Here is a 15,026-nt window from a genome sequence, read left to right as displayed (position 1 = left end):
GTTCGTAGTTTCTCACACTTACGCTCAGGGCTTCCAAGGAAGCCACACTATGAGGCCGGAGCCGTCGCCAGGATATCGATGATGATGCACAAAGTATCGTCACCGGTTGCTTGATCAGGCGGAAGAGTGATCGCTAGACGTGAACCGACTTTTTGGTCGATAAGAAGGGGCCGAAGACCCGGCATAAGTTCGCTGAGCCGGACGCGTTCAGGAACACCCGTTCGCCAGGTAGATTCGCGTTCAATCCCATCGCTCCACCCGCTGACGAAATACTGAACGACAATGTCATCATCGGCGCGCACCTGACCGCCCGAACCAGTGAGTAGCGGCTGGACAGTTGGGCCTGAAGGAAGCTGATCACCATGAGTGATGACAGGGCCTTCATCGCGCATCGTAACTTCAAGCGGACCGCTTCCATTAACTTGCGCGGAGGCTTGCCCCGAGGCCAGGGTCGGCAAGATATCGATGACGACGACTTCGCCGGTGTTTAGACGCGTCGTGGGAGTTGCGGATACGTTCGAGGCCGGAGCATTCGAAAGAGGGCGAGCAATGAGGAGACGGCTTCCCTCGCTTCGTCCCGTCACTTCGCGGGCCAGGTCCGCCCCCAGCGAGTCATTGTCAGCCCGGCCGACGACGAGGCGTGGGCGTCCATTGGGGGAAAGCAGCTCACCCGTGCGCGCATCGAAGACAGTGACGGATAAAAGAACCGGGGAACCGGCGGTAATCGCACGACCTTCGCCCTGCGAAATAATCGCATGTTTTGTGCTGACAATTTGAAGCGGTTCACTCAACTTGACCGTGGGCGTCGCACCAACACGTCCGGAGACCTCAACTGAGGCTAGAACAGAACGAGGGGCATCGCCCGAGACGGAGCTAGCATTCCTATGCACGACAAACCACACAGAAGAAGCAATTACTGCGCACACAACTAATAGCGCAATAAGCGCAAAGACCCAGCGTCGCCTCGGGCGCTGCGACTGTCGACGGGCACCGCGCATACGCTGACGTCGAGAACTCAAACTCTGAGCGTGTTCACTCATGCTGGAAGGAATTCGTCTCGAGCGCGCAACCCTGAGATGAACTGATCAACGGATTCAGATTCGGTCGCGAAAGGATCATTCATCAGAACGTAGCGACTGGGATCATCAATTCGCGAAGCGCGCACCCAGTCAATTGCCAATTCAATGCCAGCAGTTTCTGCAGCATTAATGATCGAAGAACGAAGATGCGCGCGCGTTGATTGCGGCGCCTGAATGCAGGCTTGTTGCACTTGTTCCTCGGTTGTGAGGCGTCGCATGAGACCGCTACTTTCCAATCCGCGACGAAGCCCGTTGGGACCAATGTCGTGATAGGACAACAGCAAACGTGCAACTCGCGGATCATCAAGCGTGGTCTGTTTACGCTTGAGATACTCCTGGATCAAACGGAACTTAATGGCGAAATCGAGTTCGCGATCAACAGACGACCAGTCACCACTGCGTAGGGCCGCAAGTGCTCGTCGCCACAGATCAATAACTTGGCGAGTCGAAGCGTCGCATGAAGAATCGCCCAAATCAATTCCCAGTACATCGACCACGCGTTGAAGAATCCGCTCTTGGATGTCGAGGGCAGAAAGCTCCCCACCATGTGCCATCGGAATCTTCACTTGAGCCGACAGGTCTTGATTAACCTGACGAATTGCCAGCATGGGATCGGCCAATTCAAGATCTGACAGATTCATCCCGTCTTCGACGGCATCTAAGACCAAAGAAGTCATTCCCACTTTGAGGAATGTCGTCGCCTCGCACACATTCGTGTCACCGCTGATGACGTGGAGTCTACGGTATTGGCCCGCGTCGGCCAAAGGCTCGTCACGCGTATTGATGATTGGACGAGTTCGCGTGGTCGCTGAGGAGACGGCCTCCCACATCTGCTCTGCGCGCTGTGAAAAACAATAGCTAAGTTTGTTCCCCGAACGCCTCAGGTGCCCCGCACCAACAAGTACCAATCGCGTGACAAAGAAGGCAACCAGGCCTTGAGCGACTTGCCGGAAGTCGCGACGACGGTGAAGAAGATAATTTTCATGGCAGCCGAAGCTGTTCCCTGCAGAGTCCACATTGTTCCGGAACAAGTAGATCCTTTCGGGATCTGCTAATCCCTCAAGTTCTGCACGGGTTCGATCATTGAGTTGGTTGAGTAACTCATCACCGCAGCGGTGCTGGGCAAGAAGGTCTTCAAAAGAGTCGCATTCGGCAGTCGCGTACTCGGGGTGAGCTCCCACATCAAGGTAAAGACGCCCACCATTTCGCAGGTAGACATTGGGAGCGCGACCACTTAGGGCGAGTGGCGCGAACAATAAACGTGCGGCAGCATCAGCATCATGAATCGGAGGTGCACCTGAACGCGTCGCGCAGGTTAGCCCATACTCGGTCTCGATGCCGACGACTCGGCGCCTCACCTCACTGTCCTCCCTTTTGGACAAATCCCTGAACGAATGATTCCGCATTGGTTTCAAGAACGGTATCAATCTCATCAAGCAGTGCGTCGAGAGAATCAGTCTGCGCGGAAGACGAGGCGTGGACCTGGCCCGCGGCCTCGTCATCTTCGTGCCCGCTACCGCCAGCAAATAACTGTGAAAGACTCATCTTTCCTCCTCTTCTGCACGGATCAGTGTACCGCGCTCAAGATCAGCCAAAAGTGTGGCATCGATACCGGCCGCTTCGACGAGCGGCCTACGAATCATGTGATCGCCCCGGCGTTCACATAGTGAAGTCCACGAGGCCGCAGCAAGTGCGGGAAGATTTCTTACAGCATACCCGCGTAGGTACGCCCGGGTGTTTTCAGGAGCCCAATCGGCTGCATGTTCAACCTGTTCGGCAGTGAACATCCGCTTGACACGGCCTGCCCGCTCCAGCGCGACAACCAAGGAACGGTCCTCACGCAAATCCGCCCACTGCAGGTCCATTGCAGCAAGCCTCGGGTCATCCCAAGAAGTGCCCAAACGCGCACGCTGACGATCGAAAAGTTGGTACTTACCCACCCATTCGACTTCCGTTGCGACACTGAAGAGATCACTCGACATACGGCTGAGAATGTCCTCCCAGTAGCGCATGACGAGTTCTTCTTCTTCGCTTAAGGCGACTCCGGTGCGTGTGAGGCTTTCATGAACGAGCTCAAGATAGATCTTTTGGATATCGAGCGCGCTGCGCGCTCCTCCTACGCAACTGGCCTGGTAGGTCAAGGTCGGATCATGACTGATATTCCATGTTTCTTGAACCGGATCATCGAGTGCAAGCGCATCCCACTCCATCCCCAGGCCCGCCTCGATCGCTTTTAATACCAGCGCGGTAGTGCCCAAGCGCAGGAAAATCGAAGAATCGAATTGATTACCATCTCCACCGATCACGTGAAGACGCCTGTAATATGCGGGATTGGCGTGGGCCTCATCGCGAGTATTAATAATCGGTCTGTTGAAGGTCGTCTCAAGGCCAACCTCGTTTTCGACGAAGTCGGCGCGTTGGGCAATCTGAAAGCCAGCGACTTCACTGCGCTGTCCGATTCCTACACGCCCCGCTCCGCAGATCACTGGACGCGTGACGAAGAAGGGGGTCAGTCCTCGTACAAGATCGTCTAAATCGATGGTGCGGCTGATCTGATAGTTCTCGTGAGTACCGTATGCTGCACCCTTGCCATCAGTGTTGTTCTTGACTAATACGATGTCTTCGCCAGCCTCGCGGGCAACCGCCATCATTCGTCGTGCAATGACTTCCCCGGCTCGATCCCAAAGCACGCCATCGCGCGCATTAGTTGTCTCAGGCGCGGAATATTCCGGGTGCGCATGGTCAACATAGAGCCGTGCTCCATTCGTAAGAACCGAGGAAACCGCTGCTGGCAAATATCCCTGTGATCGCCGAGGCAGTGGCAGAGTCTCACTTCCACCCGAGGGAGCGAGGTGGTAGGGATCGTCAGTGAGCATCGAGGGGTCAGCAGCCGCGCGAGTCAATCGCATTCCACGTAAATCATTGAGCGGGTCTTCGGCTGTGTAATCCCAGCGAACGGGTTCACTCCCTTCACTTCGAGTCCCGCGACGCGAAATCTTCGAATAGGCATCAACGATCCGACACGAAAGATCGACGGGATCAGCTCCAGGATCTGAAGGTGAATAGATGCCGTACTCGGTTTCTGTGCTCATCACCAGAGCCGACATCATTCCTCCTCTTTCTTGATCGGTCGGATGTCAACGATGTCTTGGTCGAGGCCAATTGTGCGCGCCCAGTCCGCCGGCGCCTGACGGGTCGCGAGCTCCATCGATTCTCGGATTTCGTCGTCGAGGCCACGCATCAGGTGCTCAATCGTCAGTCCGTTTCGGGAGTTTTCGATTGCGTCCAGAATTGCGTACTTCTTTGCCCGTTCGACAATCCCAGCAATCATGGCACCTGAAACGATGTCTGCGAGATAAATCGTTCGATCAGTACCACTATGAGTGCGTGCACTCAAGAGCGCAGTATCAGCTTCACGCCGATACAGATGAGCAACCGCGCGTGAGATCATCTCATCATGAGAAAGTCCATCTGGCCTCGTTTGAAGTGGAACAGACGCATCAAGGTGCTTCACAAAGATTGCGTGTGCCGAGGCCTGGTCCGGTCGATCAATGCGGATACGAACATCGAGTCGACCGGGGCGCAAAACCGCGGGGTCGATCATGTCTGCACGGTTCGAAGCACCCACAATCACGACGTTATCAAGACTCTCAACGCCATCCATTTCGGCAAGAAGCTGCGGGACGACCATGGTTTCAACATCGGATGAAATACCCGTTCCACGCGTACGGAACAAGGCCTCCATTTCATCGAAAAAGATCACGACCGGCACTTTCGCCGAAGCAAGAACTCGGGCACGCGCAAAAATCGCGCGGATCTGTCGTTCAGTTTCGCCGACAAACTTGGTCAGAAGTTCTGGCCCCTTGATCGAGAGGAAATAACCTTCTCCAGAGGAACTGAAATCACGCAGCGAATGCGCAAGCGCTTGCGCAATCAGTGTTTTACCGGAGCCAGGAGGGCCATACAGCAGGATGCCTTTCGTTGGGCGCAAGCCATACTGCCGATAGAGCTCGGGATGCCTAAGCGGCAACTCGATTGCCTGACGGATCGTTGTGATCTGTTCATCAAGACCACCGATGTCATCAAAGGTGACCTGAGGAATTTCAGGAGTAAGAAGCTGCTCAACATCTTGACGAATGACGCGCTCATAGGCAAAAGCCGTGCGAGTATCGACCAAGACACTTTCGCCGGGACGCAAAGTTCCGTGGCGAAGAGGTCCAGCAAGCTCAACAATGCGATGGCTACCAGCCTCCGCTGAGACAACCGCACGATCGGTACCGATCAGCTCGGCGACCTGCGCAAGTTCACCGACGCGTGAGTATTCGCCTACCCCAACGACGACCATCTTGTCGTCGATCAGGACGTGCTGGCCCGGAGAGATCGAGGTGATATCAACCTGCGTTGCTACGGCAAGACGCATCAGTCGGCCAGAAACATAGACCTCAACACTGCGCGCATCCGTATCACCACGGTGAAAAACCCCAAGGGTCAACGGTGGCTGATTCACATGTTTGAGTTGCTCACGGAGGCGAAGGAGTTCTTGACGAACTTGAGTAAGTGCTGCGCTTAGGTGCGCATTCTTTTGTTCGAGAATCGACAATTCTGTCTGTTCAGCGCTCATCGCTGTCTCTTCCCTCAACCCATGTGCGGGCCTTCGCCTCAAGATCTCGGCGAACCTTACGAATCTTCTTATCTGAGCTCAGGCGCAAACCCACGCGCGACTCGCTCCACTCGTCTTCCTCATCCCATGCTCCTTGGAGGCCTTCAGCTGCCTTCGCGGGACGCGTGGAACGCTCCTGGGGAAGAGTATTGGGAGCTAGACGTCGACAAATCATGAGGAATCCCGTGTGCGCAACCATTCGGTGTTCGGGGCGAACGGCAAGACCGTCAACATGCCACTCACGTGAAAGGCTTTCCCATGCGAGAGGCTCGGTAAAGTTCTGCGTAGCTCGCAGGTCTTCAATCAAACGCGACATCTGAGTAACGGTTGCGATGTAGCAGCAGAGAACTCCACCGGGAACAAGTGCGTGAGCAACCGCGTCAAGGTTCTCCCAAGGCGCAAGCATGTCGAGGACAATCCGGTCAACGCTGGCCTCGGGCAAACCTAGTAATTCCTCTGCAAGATCGCCGACACGTAAATCCCACGCGGGGTGTGGCGTTCCAAACCACAGTTCAACATTGTCCCGAGCAATCTCGGCGAATTCTTCGCGGCGCTCAACAGAAATGAGCGTCCCCTTCTCCCCCACAGCGTTGAGGAGGGCCATCGACAAAGCACCTGAGCCGGCACCGGCCTCGACGACAACTGCTCCAGGGAAGATATCCGCGTAGTGAACAATCGTCCCAGCGTCCTTGGGGTAAACCACAGCTGCGCCTCTGGGCATCGACATGACGTAGTCAGCTTGGAGAGGACGCAGAATTTGGAACTGACGTCCTTCCTCAGTAGTGATCACTTGGCCATCAGGGCGGCCAATCAGATCATCATGGTCGATAAAACCACGATTTGATTGGAAGCGACCACCCGCAACCAAAATCACCTGGTGGAGGCGTCCCTTGGGATCGCGAATTTGAACCCTCTCACCTTCGCGGAGGGGACCACGATGGCGTTCTTGACCGAGGCCATGGAGTGCAGTTTCATGAGTACTCATCGCCTCTACACTACCGTGAGCCAAAGATGAAATTCCTGTTAAAAGCGCGCCTCAGAAGGTGGAACTCGTTACGGTAGGACCATGAGGAATTCCCGTCCGAGTCATCCAGCATTGTCAGCAAGCCGCGCAAAAGAGTATCAGCGCTGCCCGCTTCAGTTTCGTCTCCACGTTGTCGACCGGGTCAAAGAGCCTCCCACTCAGGCGACTCTCTTGGGAACTACCGTGCACAGCGCGCTCGAAAACCTCTATGCGGCTCCACGAATGCAGCGCGATGAAGCACTCGCTCACAGTCTTTTGGAACGCGAATGGAAGACTACCCTCGAGCAAGATCCCACGGTGATGAGTCTTTTTAAGGATCATGCGGATTTTGAACGTTGGTACGCACGTATGCGTTCAATGATTTCGAACTATTTTCAGATCGAGGAACCTCGCGCACTTGAACCTCATTCAAGGGAGGCCCTTGTCGAGGGAACAACTCAAGATGGCGTGCACCTCTTGGGGTACATCGACCGCGTCGATCGGGCTCCAAACGGTGACTTACGCGTCATTGATTACAAGACCGGTAAAGCACCCTCCGAGCGATTCCAAGAAGAGGCTCTCTTCCAAATGCGTTTCTACGCGCTTCTTCTCAGCCTCACAGAGCGTCTACCTAAACGTACCCAGCTCGTTTACCTCGCCTCGCAAAAGGTCTTAACTTTCGATCCGGACCCGGCAGATATTGATCGCTTGAGTGCGCAGCTGGGCGCTCTATGGGAGCAGATCAGGAATGACGCAGTGAAGGAATACTTCCCGCCTCGCAAGAATCCCCTGTGTAATTGGTGCGGAGTTCAACAGTTGTGCCCGCTGTTTAACGGAGAAACCCCCAAGATTCCGCAAGAAGGACTTCAGCGTCTTCTAGCGGTAGGACCTGCTCCCCGTTAGGAATGTGCCCCCTGGACAAAGTTCGGGCACTCACCCGCCATAATCGCCTGAATAACTTCCTCATTCAGGTCTGACAGTTCACGAATGTACGGGTAGTTCTTCGCAAAATCTTCTGCCGCCGCGCCTTTGATCGCCACAGCCACCCCGCCGCTGGCCGAAGCTGCTTGAAGTCCTACGGGGGAATCCTCAACGATCAGACAGGAGGCAATATCAACCCCAAGAAGACGCGCGGCCTTAAGGTAGCCCTCGGGCGAAGGCTTTCCCTCAGCAACATCGTCACCATAAACCGCTGTCGTAAACCCAGGGGTGGCAGGTGCATGGGCAAGCACGCGAGAAGCAACGTGGCGCCGTGTTGCGGTGACGACCGCGGTGGGGATTCCCTTGGAATTCGCCCATTCGAGAAGCTCTCGAAGGCCAACTTTCCACGGCAGCCCCTCATCAAGGAGATCGATCACTCCCTGCTCAACGCGCTCCCCAACCACGGCCTCGTCAAGGGGATGAGCGGCGAAGGAACGCAAGAGAGCCACCATTCGCGGCAAGGTTGACCCTAGAAGTTGAGCACGCATATCTGGGGTCATTTTCGTGCCCATTTCGGCAAGAGCCCGCGCTTCGGCAGCTTCCCACAAGGGTTCTGTATCAACAATGGTTCCATCCATGTCGAAAAGAATTGCCTGAGGTTGTGTCATTCGTGCGGTCCTCTCTCCTTCGAACGATTACACGCCCGCACCCGTCCCCAATGCGGAAAGCACTCCGGTAACAAGGCCAAGGGCTACAAGAATACCAATGGCTATGCGGTACCACACAAAAGGCGCGTAGGAACGCGTTGAAATGATCTTCAGGAACCACAAAATAACAACGATTCCAACCCCGAAAGCAATCACTGTTGCGAGCACGGTCGGGCCAACCGCAATCGCGTCGCCGCCGGTTACGACCTTGGCAACTTTATACAGTCCCGAGGCCATAATCGCGGGCATCGCGAGAAGAAAAGAATAGCGAGCTGCAGCTTCGCGGGAATATCCGAGGAAACGCCCCATGGTAATGGTTCCCCCCGAACGGGACACTCCGGGGATCAAAGCCATTGCTTGTGCAAGACCATAAAGTATTGCGTCTTTCCAACTCATCGATTTCAGCTCACGCGTATCCGGCGCGTAACGGTCGACAAAACCAAGAAGAAGGCCGAAGACAATCAGCATCACAGAGGTAATCCACAAGTTACGCAGTGTCGTGTCGATCGCGTCTTGGAAGAGTAGGCCCAGAATTCCGATGGGGAGGGAACCAACGATGATCATCCACCCCATGCGCGCATCAGGATCCGATGAAGGGACGCGTGACTCTTGAGAGCCGAGCGGCAATGAGCGGAACCACGCTCGAAGAATCCGCACGATGTCTTTCCAAAAGACGATGAGGACAGCGAGTTCTGTCCCAATCTGCGTAATTGCCGTGAAGGCAGCCCCTGGATCTGACGATCCCATGAGTTCTCCAACAATTCGAATGTGCGCCGAAGAAGAAATTGGAAGAAATTCTGTCAGACCTTGGACAAGCCCGAGAATGATTGCATCAAGCCAGCTCATACATCCACTGTAGGGCCCAGGGCCCCGTCAAAGCGAAATTTGCGCATGTGTAGGCCGTCATAGAGCTGGCGTTCTACTCTAGTGACATGGATATTCGACACTGCGGAAAACACGGCCTCGCCGTATCGAGTCTTGGACTTGGAACATTGACGTGGGGGCGCGATACCGCCGAAGAGCAGGCCTGTGCAATGTTGGCTGCCTTCGTCGACGCGGGTGGAAGCCTCGTCGAAATTAGTCCTCTCCACGGCAGCGGACGCGCGCTCAGTGTCCTTTCACAGGCGCTCAAACAAGTCGGACGTCATCGCATTGTTATCGCCTTGCGAGGAGCAATGCGCTTTTCGCAAGGTTCTAACGAAGTTTCGGCCTCCCGCGGAGATATGTTGCGTTGCCTGGACACAACACTGGCGATTCTTGACACCGATTACGTTGATCTCTGGCTTGCAACGCCTTCACGTGCATCCGTCCCATTGGAAGAAACACTGTTGGCACTTCAGTGGGCGTATTCCAGCGGCCGCGCGCACTACGTGGGGTTGAGTCACCGTGATACTTGGGATTGCGCACTTGCCTGGGCAAAGTCTGAAATTCTTCCCTTGACCGCTGTCGAAGAAGAGTTCTCGCTTGTGTGTCCTTCTCCCCTCCTTGATCGTGCCCGAGACAAGAATTTTGGTTTTCTTGCGCACTCGCCACTTGCTGGAGGCGTGCTAACAGGAAAGTACCGCCACGCCACTCCCCCGGACTCACGCGCAGCCTCCACGCACTTGCGTCACACTGTTGCGCCTTACCTTGATTCCAGCGATCCCATTGTCGAGGCCCTCTCTCAGGCCGCGCAGGGGCTGGAGTCATCAATCGCAGATATTGCGCTTGCTTGGGTGCGCGACACTCCCGGTGTGACGAGTACGATTATCGGACCGAGGAACCTCAAACAGCTCGAGCAGCTTCTTGCTGGACAGCTTGAACTACCTTCGCCTATCCGCAGCGTCCTCAACGAGCTAGCAGATAAATAAGCAGTGTGGGCCAGCCCGAAGGCTGCCCCACACTCATTGATGTACGTGACCTTTAGGCGACAATCTCAGTCGTCGTCCTCTTCGTCTTCCAGATCGATGAAATCGTCGTCGTCCTCTTCGTCTTCCAGATCGATGAAATCGTCGTCCTCTTCGCCGTCTTCATCATCGTCAGAGACAATGAGATCGAAAGGAAGTTCGACTTCATACTGCGTGAAAAGTACGTCGTCGTAGGTGAAGAAGGCGTCACGAAGTGCCTCTTCAGCGTCAAGGAGTGCCTGCTCGTCAACCTGGTCTGAAGACGTAACTTCATAGTGGTTTTCGAAGGCTGCGATCAATTGATCAAGAACGAGGCGCGGATTCGTGGTCATGGTCACATATTCTACATGAAACTCTAGGGTAAGTTCAGTTGAGAACGAATGCCCGAAACCATGAGGTCAGCGCCCTTAATCTCGGCAGTTTGATCCGCACCTAGAATACGAGCATTTCCCTCGCTATCAAGAAGCTGGGAGACGCCGTGCTCAGGCCCCAGTGGCAAGATTACCCATTCATCACTGGGAACATATTGGACTTCGGGAGTCTTTCCAGCGAGCTGTGCAGAGATATTTGCAATAACCACGCGCGCCTGAGCACGTGCGGCATCCGCACGCTTCGACTCGCGGACATCGGTCAGGTCGCCGACTGCATAGACACGTTCTTGTCCAGACACAAGCAACGTCGATTCAACCCTCAGAGCCCCATCGGGACGCAATGCAGATTCCAAGGAGGTGCCGATGACGTAGCCGGAATTTGGACGCGATCCATAGCACTGGAACCAGATATCTGCTTCGATGCTATGACCGTCCTTGGTTTCGACGTTGAAGTGGCCGAGTTCACCGACGTTAAACGGCGGAAGGTAGGCAAGCTCTGAACCTTCAAAAAGGCGAATGTTCAATTCAGCCAGCTGCTCACGTACCTGGTCGCGCAGAGCCTCAGAGAAGCCGTAGGTCGGCAGGATTTCCGGGCTCTTCTCAACCAAAGTGATGTCAATGTCTGGGAACGCATGACGCAGTTCGCCAGCAAATTCAATACCAACGGTTCCGCCGCCGACCAATAACACAGAGCGCGCACCATGGAGATAAGCGGAAAGCTGACTCAAACGAGCTTTTGCAACGTCAGACCGGGAAGCCGTGTACTTCGCAGGAAAAGGATAGGTCGAGCCAGTTGCGAGCACGACGTAGTCCGCATCAATGGGATCCTGTCCAAAAATATGAACACGAGTGCCTTCAACCCGCGAAACGGTTCCGTGCACAACCCGGCCATTGGTCAGAAGGTTTGTGTAGGGCATGAAGATCGAGTGCTGCCACGCCTCGTCAACAGCTGCACGCAAAGCCGCAGCGTGATGAACGAATTGATCCTTTTGTTCAACCAAGATGACTTCAGCCAAAGGATCAAGTCCCTTGGCGACGGTGACACCACCGTATCCGCCACCGACAACGACGACTCGGGCCACAGCGCTCTCCTTTACTCGTTCGCTCCCCTTCATTGTCCCCGAAAACTTTCTGCGCGACGAGCGCAAAAAGTGTGTTATTGCTGACCGAGGGCTCGTGCGATATTCGGAGTGAAGAAGTTCGGGCCCTTCAAAACCTTGCCATCCTCGCGGAGCTTGACACTTCCATCCGGCATCAGTTTCGACAAATTGGATGCCTGAATTTCAGCGAGGACACGATTCAAGTCAATGCCCGACTCGAGGGCCATGCCGTAGATGACATAGACCAAATCCCCTAGAGCATCCGCTGTCTCAATAATGTCGCGCGTCCCATCGTCGGCAGCGGTCGCGCGCTGCGTCGCTTCTTCAACGATTGCGCGAGCTTCCTTTCCGTAAACCGCGCCCAGGAGTTCAGCGAACTCTTCGCGAATCAAGCTCACGCGCATGTGGAGACGCTCATAATCAAGGGTTGGTTCCTGACCGTCTCGCACGCGATCAGGCATGAAGTAGGTGCTGTGGAACTGCTGAACAAGAGCTTGCGGACGCGATGAGTCCAAAACTTCGGGTGTCCCAGCGCTAGGCCCGTCCCAGGCAGTGGCGGGAGTACGCGGGTCAGTAGAAAGGATGCCACCCACCCAGGCCTCGTAACCGGGAAGACGCACAATGCCTTCCTTGCGGAAACCGTTCTTCCACACTGCTTTCCACGAACCCCAATTTCCTACATGCGCCGCCCACTCAACTCTGGAAGCGCCCAAGGTTCCAAAAGCAGCATCGAGGGCACAAGCGACCGCTTCGGTTGCAATGCCCTGTCCCCATTCGCTGTGGCACACGAAATACGAGACTTCATAACGGTCAGAAAAGTGAGCATTTCGAATAAGTTCGAAGCGGCCAAGGAAACGTCCATCATGGGCACTGCGGATCGCCCAATCCGCACTCCCCTGCTCCCACTTCGAAGGCACCTTTGCAAGATTCTCTTCAGCCATGGACAGAGTGTAAGGATGAGGAATCGAGGTTGTTTCGTGGAAAATCGGATCCTGCAGTGCGTCAGTAAGATCTACCGCGTCGTTCGCAGACATCGGGACTAAAACAATATTTTCACCGTGAACGTCAAAGGGTTCCATCAGTGTGTTTCCTCCGTCGTATCTGTGGAACCCAATGATTGGCTCCACGCACTTTCCAAAATACGCGTCGTCGCCTCGACGCTCTGTAGACCTTGAACAACGAAACGCCGATCAAAAAGATAGGTCGGTATTGAGTCAATCCCCATCTGAATGGCAATTTGGTAATCCGAAAACACTTCGGATGAGGCCACAGGGTCGCTGAGAGCGTCAACAATCAGCGCTTCGGGGATTCGTACGTCCTGCGCGCACCCGATCAACACGTCGGGGTCGGCAAGGTTTAAGCCAACTTCGAAGCGGGCGCGGAACAGGGCCTCGGCATAGGTAAATTGATAGGTCCCTGCGCCCGTCGTGATTCCAGAGCGCCCGTCCATTTCTCGAGCTGCAGCCATAGCCTTATGGGCAAACGAGGTCGGTGCAACAACCAAGGATTCAAAGTCCAGGGAAATTCCATCCGCGCGTGAAAGCTCACTCACTCGCTCAAGTGCCTCGTTGGCCTCGTCCAGACTCATGCCGGGATGGGTATGAACGAGGAATTCGGCCTGAGACATTTCAAGGACACTCGATTGCTCAGGATCCAGCAAATAGGCATGGAAACGAACCTCAACCTGATCACGATGGTCGAAACGCGTCAGAGCATCACGCAGATGATGGATACCGAGGTAAGACCAGGGGCACGCAAAATCTGCCCACACGTCGATATGCATGCATTCTCCTTGAAAAACGGTATCAATCGTCCTACCCAAAAGGGTACGTGTGCCCCTGAAGAGTTACCACCGCAAAACGCGCCTTAAAGCGCGCACGGCGCGTTTTCATCCAACAGTGATGCGCGGAATATAAAAGAAAACCCGGGGATCTTTCGATCCCCGGGCACTTGTGCGCGGAGGGGGACTTGAACCCCCACCCTCGTAAAATGAGGACTAGCACCTCAAGCTAGCGCGTCTGCCTATTCCGCCACCCGCGCAGGTGACTCACAAAGCTAAAGCTTTGCGGCTTGGAAACTTTAACACGCACGAGCGTCAGTCACAAATCGAGATTCGCGCGAGCGTTTCAAATTTTCCGTGGGCGATACTGGGATCGAACCAGTGACCTCTTCCGTGTGAAGGAAGCGCGCTACCCCTGCGCCAATCGCCCGAGGTGGGTACCGGATTCGAACCGGTGTATACGGCTTTGCAGGCCGCTGCCTCGCCTCTCGGCCAACCCACCCTATCCAACCTCAACCACAAGGATTTTCGGAAGGTCAGAGCGGATGACGGGACTCGAACCCGCGACCCTCACCTTGGCAAGGTGATGCTCTACCAACTGAGCCACATCCGCACTCAGTCTCTATCAGACTGGGGCCTTGTCCGTCGTTAGATAACGACAGTGGGCGATACTGGGTTCGAACCAGTGACCTCTTCCGTGTCAGGGAAGCGCGCTACCACTGCGCCAATCGCCCGAGCGGATGACGGGACTCGAACCCGCGACCCTCACCTTGGCAAGGTGATGCTCTACCAACTGAGCCACATCCGCGTTTAAAACCATCGAAACGGTTTTGCAACGGATGGAAGCCTAACAGGGTTTGGCCCCGGAACACAAATCATGAGTGAGTGTCCCCGCTCACACCCCGCGTTTTTTATTGTGGCGGCGCGCCTCCACCCCCACTTCGACACTCCCTCATAGAGTCAAAGACGTGATCGAAGTGGCACCACCAGAGGATTTCCGAACCGCACTCATGTCATTGCGCGGCGCGGTGCATCCTCACGTCGAAATCGAGGAAGTTCCCGCACCCCGGGCACTTGCTCCTTTCACCGCTGCGCTTGCCCTTCGAACCACTCAAATGGCACACGATGAAGCGCTCGCTTTTGGGCGTTTCATTGTTTTACACGACCCAAACGGACAAATGGGATGGAATGGCCCATTTCGCCTCGTCACTCAGCTTCGAGCCCAGATCGATGCTGATATGAGTTCGGATCCCCTCCTGTCCGAAGCTTTGTGGAATTGGACCCACGATTGCCTTGAGGAGCGCGGCGCCGGTTTCCACGACTTAACCGGAACTGTCAGCAAGGAAGTGAGTGAATCCTTCGGCGGTCTGATTTTGATGGGGTCGACTTTGGCTGTAGAAATCCGCACTTCTCTCACTCCCAATACGCCGTGGATTGGTGAGCACCTCTTAGCGTGGCAGGACCTCATGTGTCGTATTGCTGGCGTCGAAAACCAACGTTTTCTTGAGAGGGCTTAAGT

The 15,026-nt window shown here is 55.2% G+C and carries 15 protein-coding genes and 6 tRNA genes; 3 read left to right on the top strand and 18 right to left on the bottom strand.

What is annotated here, in order from left to right:
- Nucleotides 1-47: 47 nt before the first annotated feature.
- The 6 genes from BQ8011_RS06235 to BQ8011_RS06210 are packed head-to-tail and all read right to left on the bottom strand — an operon-like array spanning nt 48 to nt 6,724.
- Entirely contained in the window at nt 48-1,019 is a 972-nt protein-coding gene (locus BQ8011_RS06235) for an FKBP-type peptidyl-prolyl cis-trans isomerase (RefSeq protein WP_234952150.1), read from the bottom strand.
- Between the two features lie 17 nt (nt 1,020-1,036).
- Nucleotides 1,037-2,437, bottom strand: a complete 1,401-nt coding sequence (locus tag BQ8011_RS06230; protein ID WP_072455727.1) for a proteasome accessory factor PafA2 family protein — start codon at nt 2,435-2,437, stop codon at nt 1,037-1,039.
- Between the two features lies 1 nt (nt 2,438).
- On the bottom strand, nt 2,439-2,624 hold the full coding sequence (locus BQ8011_RS06225; RefSeq protein ID WP_072455725.1) for a ubiquitin-like protein Pup: 186 nt from the start codon (nt 2,622-2,624) through the stop codon (nt 2,439-2,441).
- Nucleotides 2,621-4,189, bottom strand: coding sequence for a depupylase/deamidase Dop (gene dop / locus BQ8011_RS06220; protein WP_072455723.1), 1,569 nt, complete (start codon nt 4,187-4,189; stop codon nt 2,621-2,623). The genes BQ8011_RS06225 and dop overlap by 4 nt, the downstream gene beginning before the upstream one ends.
- Nucleotides 4,186-5,700: a proteasome ATPase gene (gene arc / locus BQ8011_RS06215; protein ID WP_072455721.1), complete on the bottom strand. Its 1,515-nt coding sequence runs from the start codon at nt 5,698-5,700 to the stop codon at nt 4,186-4,188. The genes dop and arc overlap by 4 nt, the downstream gene beginning before the upstream one ends.
- Entirely contained in the window at nt 5,690-6,724 is a 1,035-nt protein-coding gene (locus BQ8011_RS06210; RefSeq protein ID WP_072455719.1) for a tRNA (adenine-N1)-methyltransferase, read from the bottom strand. The genes arc and BQ8011_RS06210 overlap by 11 nt, the downstream gene beginning before the upstream one ends.
- A gap of 81 nt (nt 6,725-6,805) precedes the next feature.
- Here BQ8011_RS06210 and BQ8011_RS06205 point away from each other — a divergent pair, with 81 nt between their 5' ends.
- Nucleotides 6,806-7,645: a RecB family exonuclease gene (locus BQ8011_RS06205; protein WP_072455717.1), complete on the top strand. Its 840-nt coding sequence runs from the start codon at nt 6,806-6,808 to the stop codon at nt 7,643-7,645.
- Here the strand turns inward: BQ8011_RS06205 and BQ8011_RS06200 are convergent.
- Both BQ8011_RS06200 and BQ8011_RS06195 read right to left on the bottom strand, forming a co-directional pair.
- On the bottom strand, nt 7,642-8,331 hold the full coding sequence (locus BQ8011_RS06200; RefSeq protein WP_072455715.1) for an HAD family hydrolase: 690 nt from the start codon (nt 8,329-8,331) through the stop codon (nt 7,642-7,644). The genes BQ8011_RS06205 and BQ8011_RS06200 overlap by 4 nt on opposite strands.
- 27 nt (nt 8,332-8,358) lie before the next feature.
- Nucleotides 8,359-9,216 (bottom strand): undecaprenyl-diphosphate phosphatase, encoded by an 858-nt coding sequence (locus tag BQ8011_RS06195; RefSeq protein ID WP_072455713.1) that lies wholly within the window; start codon nt 9,214-9,216, stop codon nt 8,359-8,361.
- An 86-nt stretch (nt 9,217-9,302) separates the two neighbouring features.
- On the opposite strand from BQ8011_RS06195, the gene BQ8011_RS06190 reads away from it, so the two are divergent.
- Nucleotides 9,303-10,220 (top strand): aldo/keto reductase, encoded by a 918-nt coding sequence (locus BQ8011_RS06190; RefSeq protein ID WP_072455711.1) that lies wholly within the window; start codon nt 9,303-9,305, stop codon nt 10,218-10,220.
- Between the two features lie 65 nt (nt 10,221-10,285).
- Here the strand turns inward: BQ8011_RS06190 and BQ8011_RS09015 are convergent, their stop codons facing one another.
- The 10 genes from BQ8011_RS09015 to BQ8011_RS06140 form a co-directional block, all read right to left on the bottom strand.
- Nucleotides 10,286-10,588, bottom strand: coding sequence for a DNA primase (locus BQ8011_RS09015; protein WP_072455709.1), 303 nt, complete (start codon nt 10,586-10,588; stop codon nt 10,286-10,288).
- A gap of 23 nt (nt 10,589-10,611) precedes the next feature.
- A complete protein-coding gene (locus BQ8011_RS06180) occupies nt 10,612-11,709 on the bottom strand; it encodes an FAD-dependent oxidoreductase (RefSeq protein WP_072455707.1) in 1,098 nt (365 codons plus the stop codon).
- A gap of 74 nt (nt 11,710-11,783) precedes the next feature.
- Entirely contained in the window at nt 11,784-12,806 is a 1,023-nt protein-coding gene (locus BQ8011_RS06175) for a GNAT family N-acetyltransferase (RefSeq protein WP_072455705.1), read from the bottom strand.
- Entirely contained in the window at nt 12,806-13,510 is a 705-nt protein-coding gene (locus BQ8011_RS06170; protein ID WP_072455703.1) for a DsbA family oxidoreductase, read from the bottom strand. The genes BQ8011_RS06175 and BQ8011_RS06170 overlap by 1 nt, the downstream gene beginning before the upstream one ends.
- Before the next feature lie 170 nt (nt 13,511-13,680).
- A tRNA-Leu gene (locus BQ8011_RS06165) sits at nt 13,681-13,767 on the bottom strand.
- A 98-nt stretch (nt 13,768-13,865) separates the two neighbouring features.
- Nucleotides 13,866-13,937: transfer RNA gene (locus BQ8011_RS06160), tRNA-Val, on the bottom strand.
- 1 nt (nt 13,938) lies between these two features.
- Nucleotides 13,939-14,009, bottom strand: a tRNA-Cys gene (locus BQ8011_RS06155).
- A gap of 38 nt (nt 14,010-14,047) precedes the next feature.
- Nucleotides 14,048-14,120 (bottom strand) — tRNA-Gly (locus BQ8011_RS06150).
- A 49-nt stretch (nt 14,121-14,169) separates the two neighbouring features.
- Nucleotides 14,170-14,241 (bottom strand) — tRNA-Val (locus tag BQ8011_RS06145).
- A gap of 1 nt (nt 14,242) precedes the next feature.
- Nucleotides 14,243-14,315 (bottom strand) — tRNA-Gly (locus BQ8011_RS06140).
- Nucleotides 14,316-14,475: 160 nt separating this feature from the next.
- Between BQ8011_RS06140 and BQ8011_RS06135 the strand changes: the two genes are divergently transcribed.
- Complete coding sequence (locus BQ8011_RS06135) at nt 14,476-15,024, top strand: DUF3000 domain-containing protein (protein ID WP_072455701.1); 549 nt, start codon at nt 14,476-14,478, stop codon at nt 15,022-15,024.
- Nucleotides 15,025-15,026: the final 2 nt, after the last annotated feature.

Source organism: Actinomyces marseillensis (assembly GCF_900155605.1).
Classification (GTDB): Bacteria; Actinomycetota; Actinomycetes; order Actinomycetales; family Actinomycetaceae; genus Pauljensenia; species Pauljensenia marseillensis.
This window is presented reverse-complemented; position numbering and strand designations above follow the sequence as displayed.

What these genes read in the sequence shown, in the direction of transcription:
- BQ8011_RS06225 (WP_072455725.1), bottom strand. Translation starts at nt 2,624, where the DNA reads ATGAGTCTTTCACAGTTATTTGCTGGCGGTAGCGGGCACGAAGATGAC.
- dop (WP_072455723.1), bottom strand. Translation starts at nt 4,189, where the DNA reads ATGATGTCGGCTCTGGTGATGAGCACAGAAACCGAGTACGGCATCTAT.
- arc (WP_072455721.1), bottom strand. Translation starts at nt 5,700, where the DNA reads ATGAGCGCTGAACAGACAGAATTGTCGATTCTCGAACAAAAGAATGCG.
- BQ8011_RS06210 (WP_072455719.1), bottom strand. Translation starts at nt 6,724, where the DNA reads ATGAGTACTCATGAAACTGCACTCCATGGCCTCGGTCAAGAACGCCAT.
- BQ8011_RS06205 (WP_072455717.1), top strand. Translation starts at nt 6,806, where the DNA reads ATGAGGAATTCCCGTCCGAGTCATCCAGCATTGTCAGCAAGCCGCGCA.
- BQ8011_RS06200 (WP_072455715.1), bottom strand. Translation starts at nt 8,331, where the DNA reads ATGACACAACCTCAGGCAATTCTTTTCGACATGGATGGAACCATTGTT.
- BQ8011_RS06195 (WP_072455713.1), bottom strand. Translation starts at nt 9,216, where the DNA reads ATGAGCTGGCTTGATGCAATCATTCTCGGGCTTGTCCAAGGTCTGACA.
- BQ8011_RS06190 (WP_072455711.1), top strand. Translation starts at nt 9,303, where the DNA reads ATGGATATTCGACACTGCGGAAAACACGGCCTCGCCGTATCGAGTCTT.
- BQ8011_RS09015 (WP_072455709.1), bottom strand. Translation starts at nt 10,588, where the DNA reads ATGACCACGAATCCGCGCCTCGTTCTTGATCAATTGATCGCAGCCTTC.
- BQ8011_RS06175 (WP_072455705.1), bottom strand. Translation starts at nt 12,806, where the DNA reads ATGGAACCCTTTGACGTTCACGGTGAAAATATTGTTTTAGTCCCGATG.
- BQ8011_RS06170 (WP_072455703.1), bottom strand. Translation starts at nt 13,510, where the DNA reads ATGCATATCGACGTGTGGGCAGATTTTGCGTGCCCCTGGTCTTACCTC.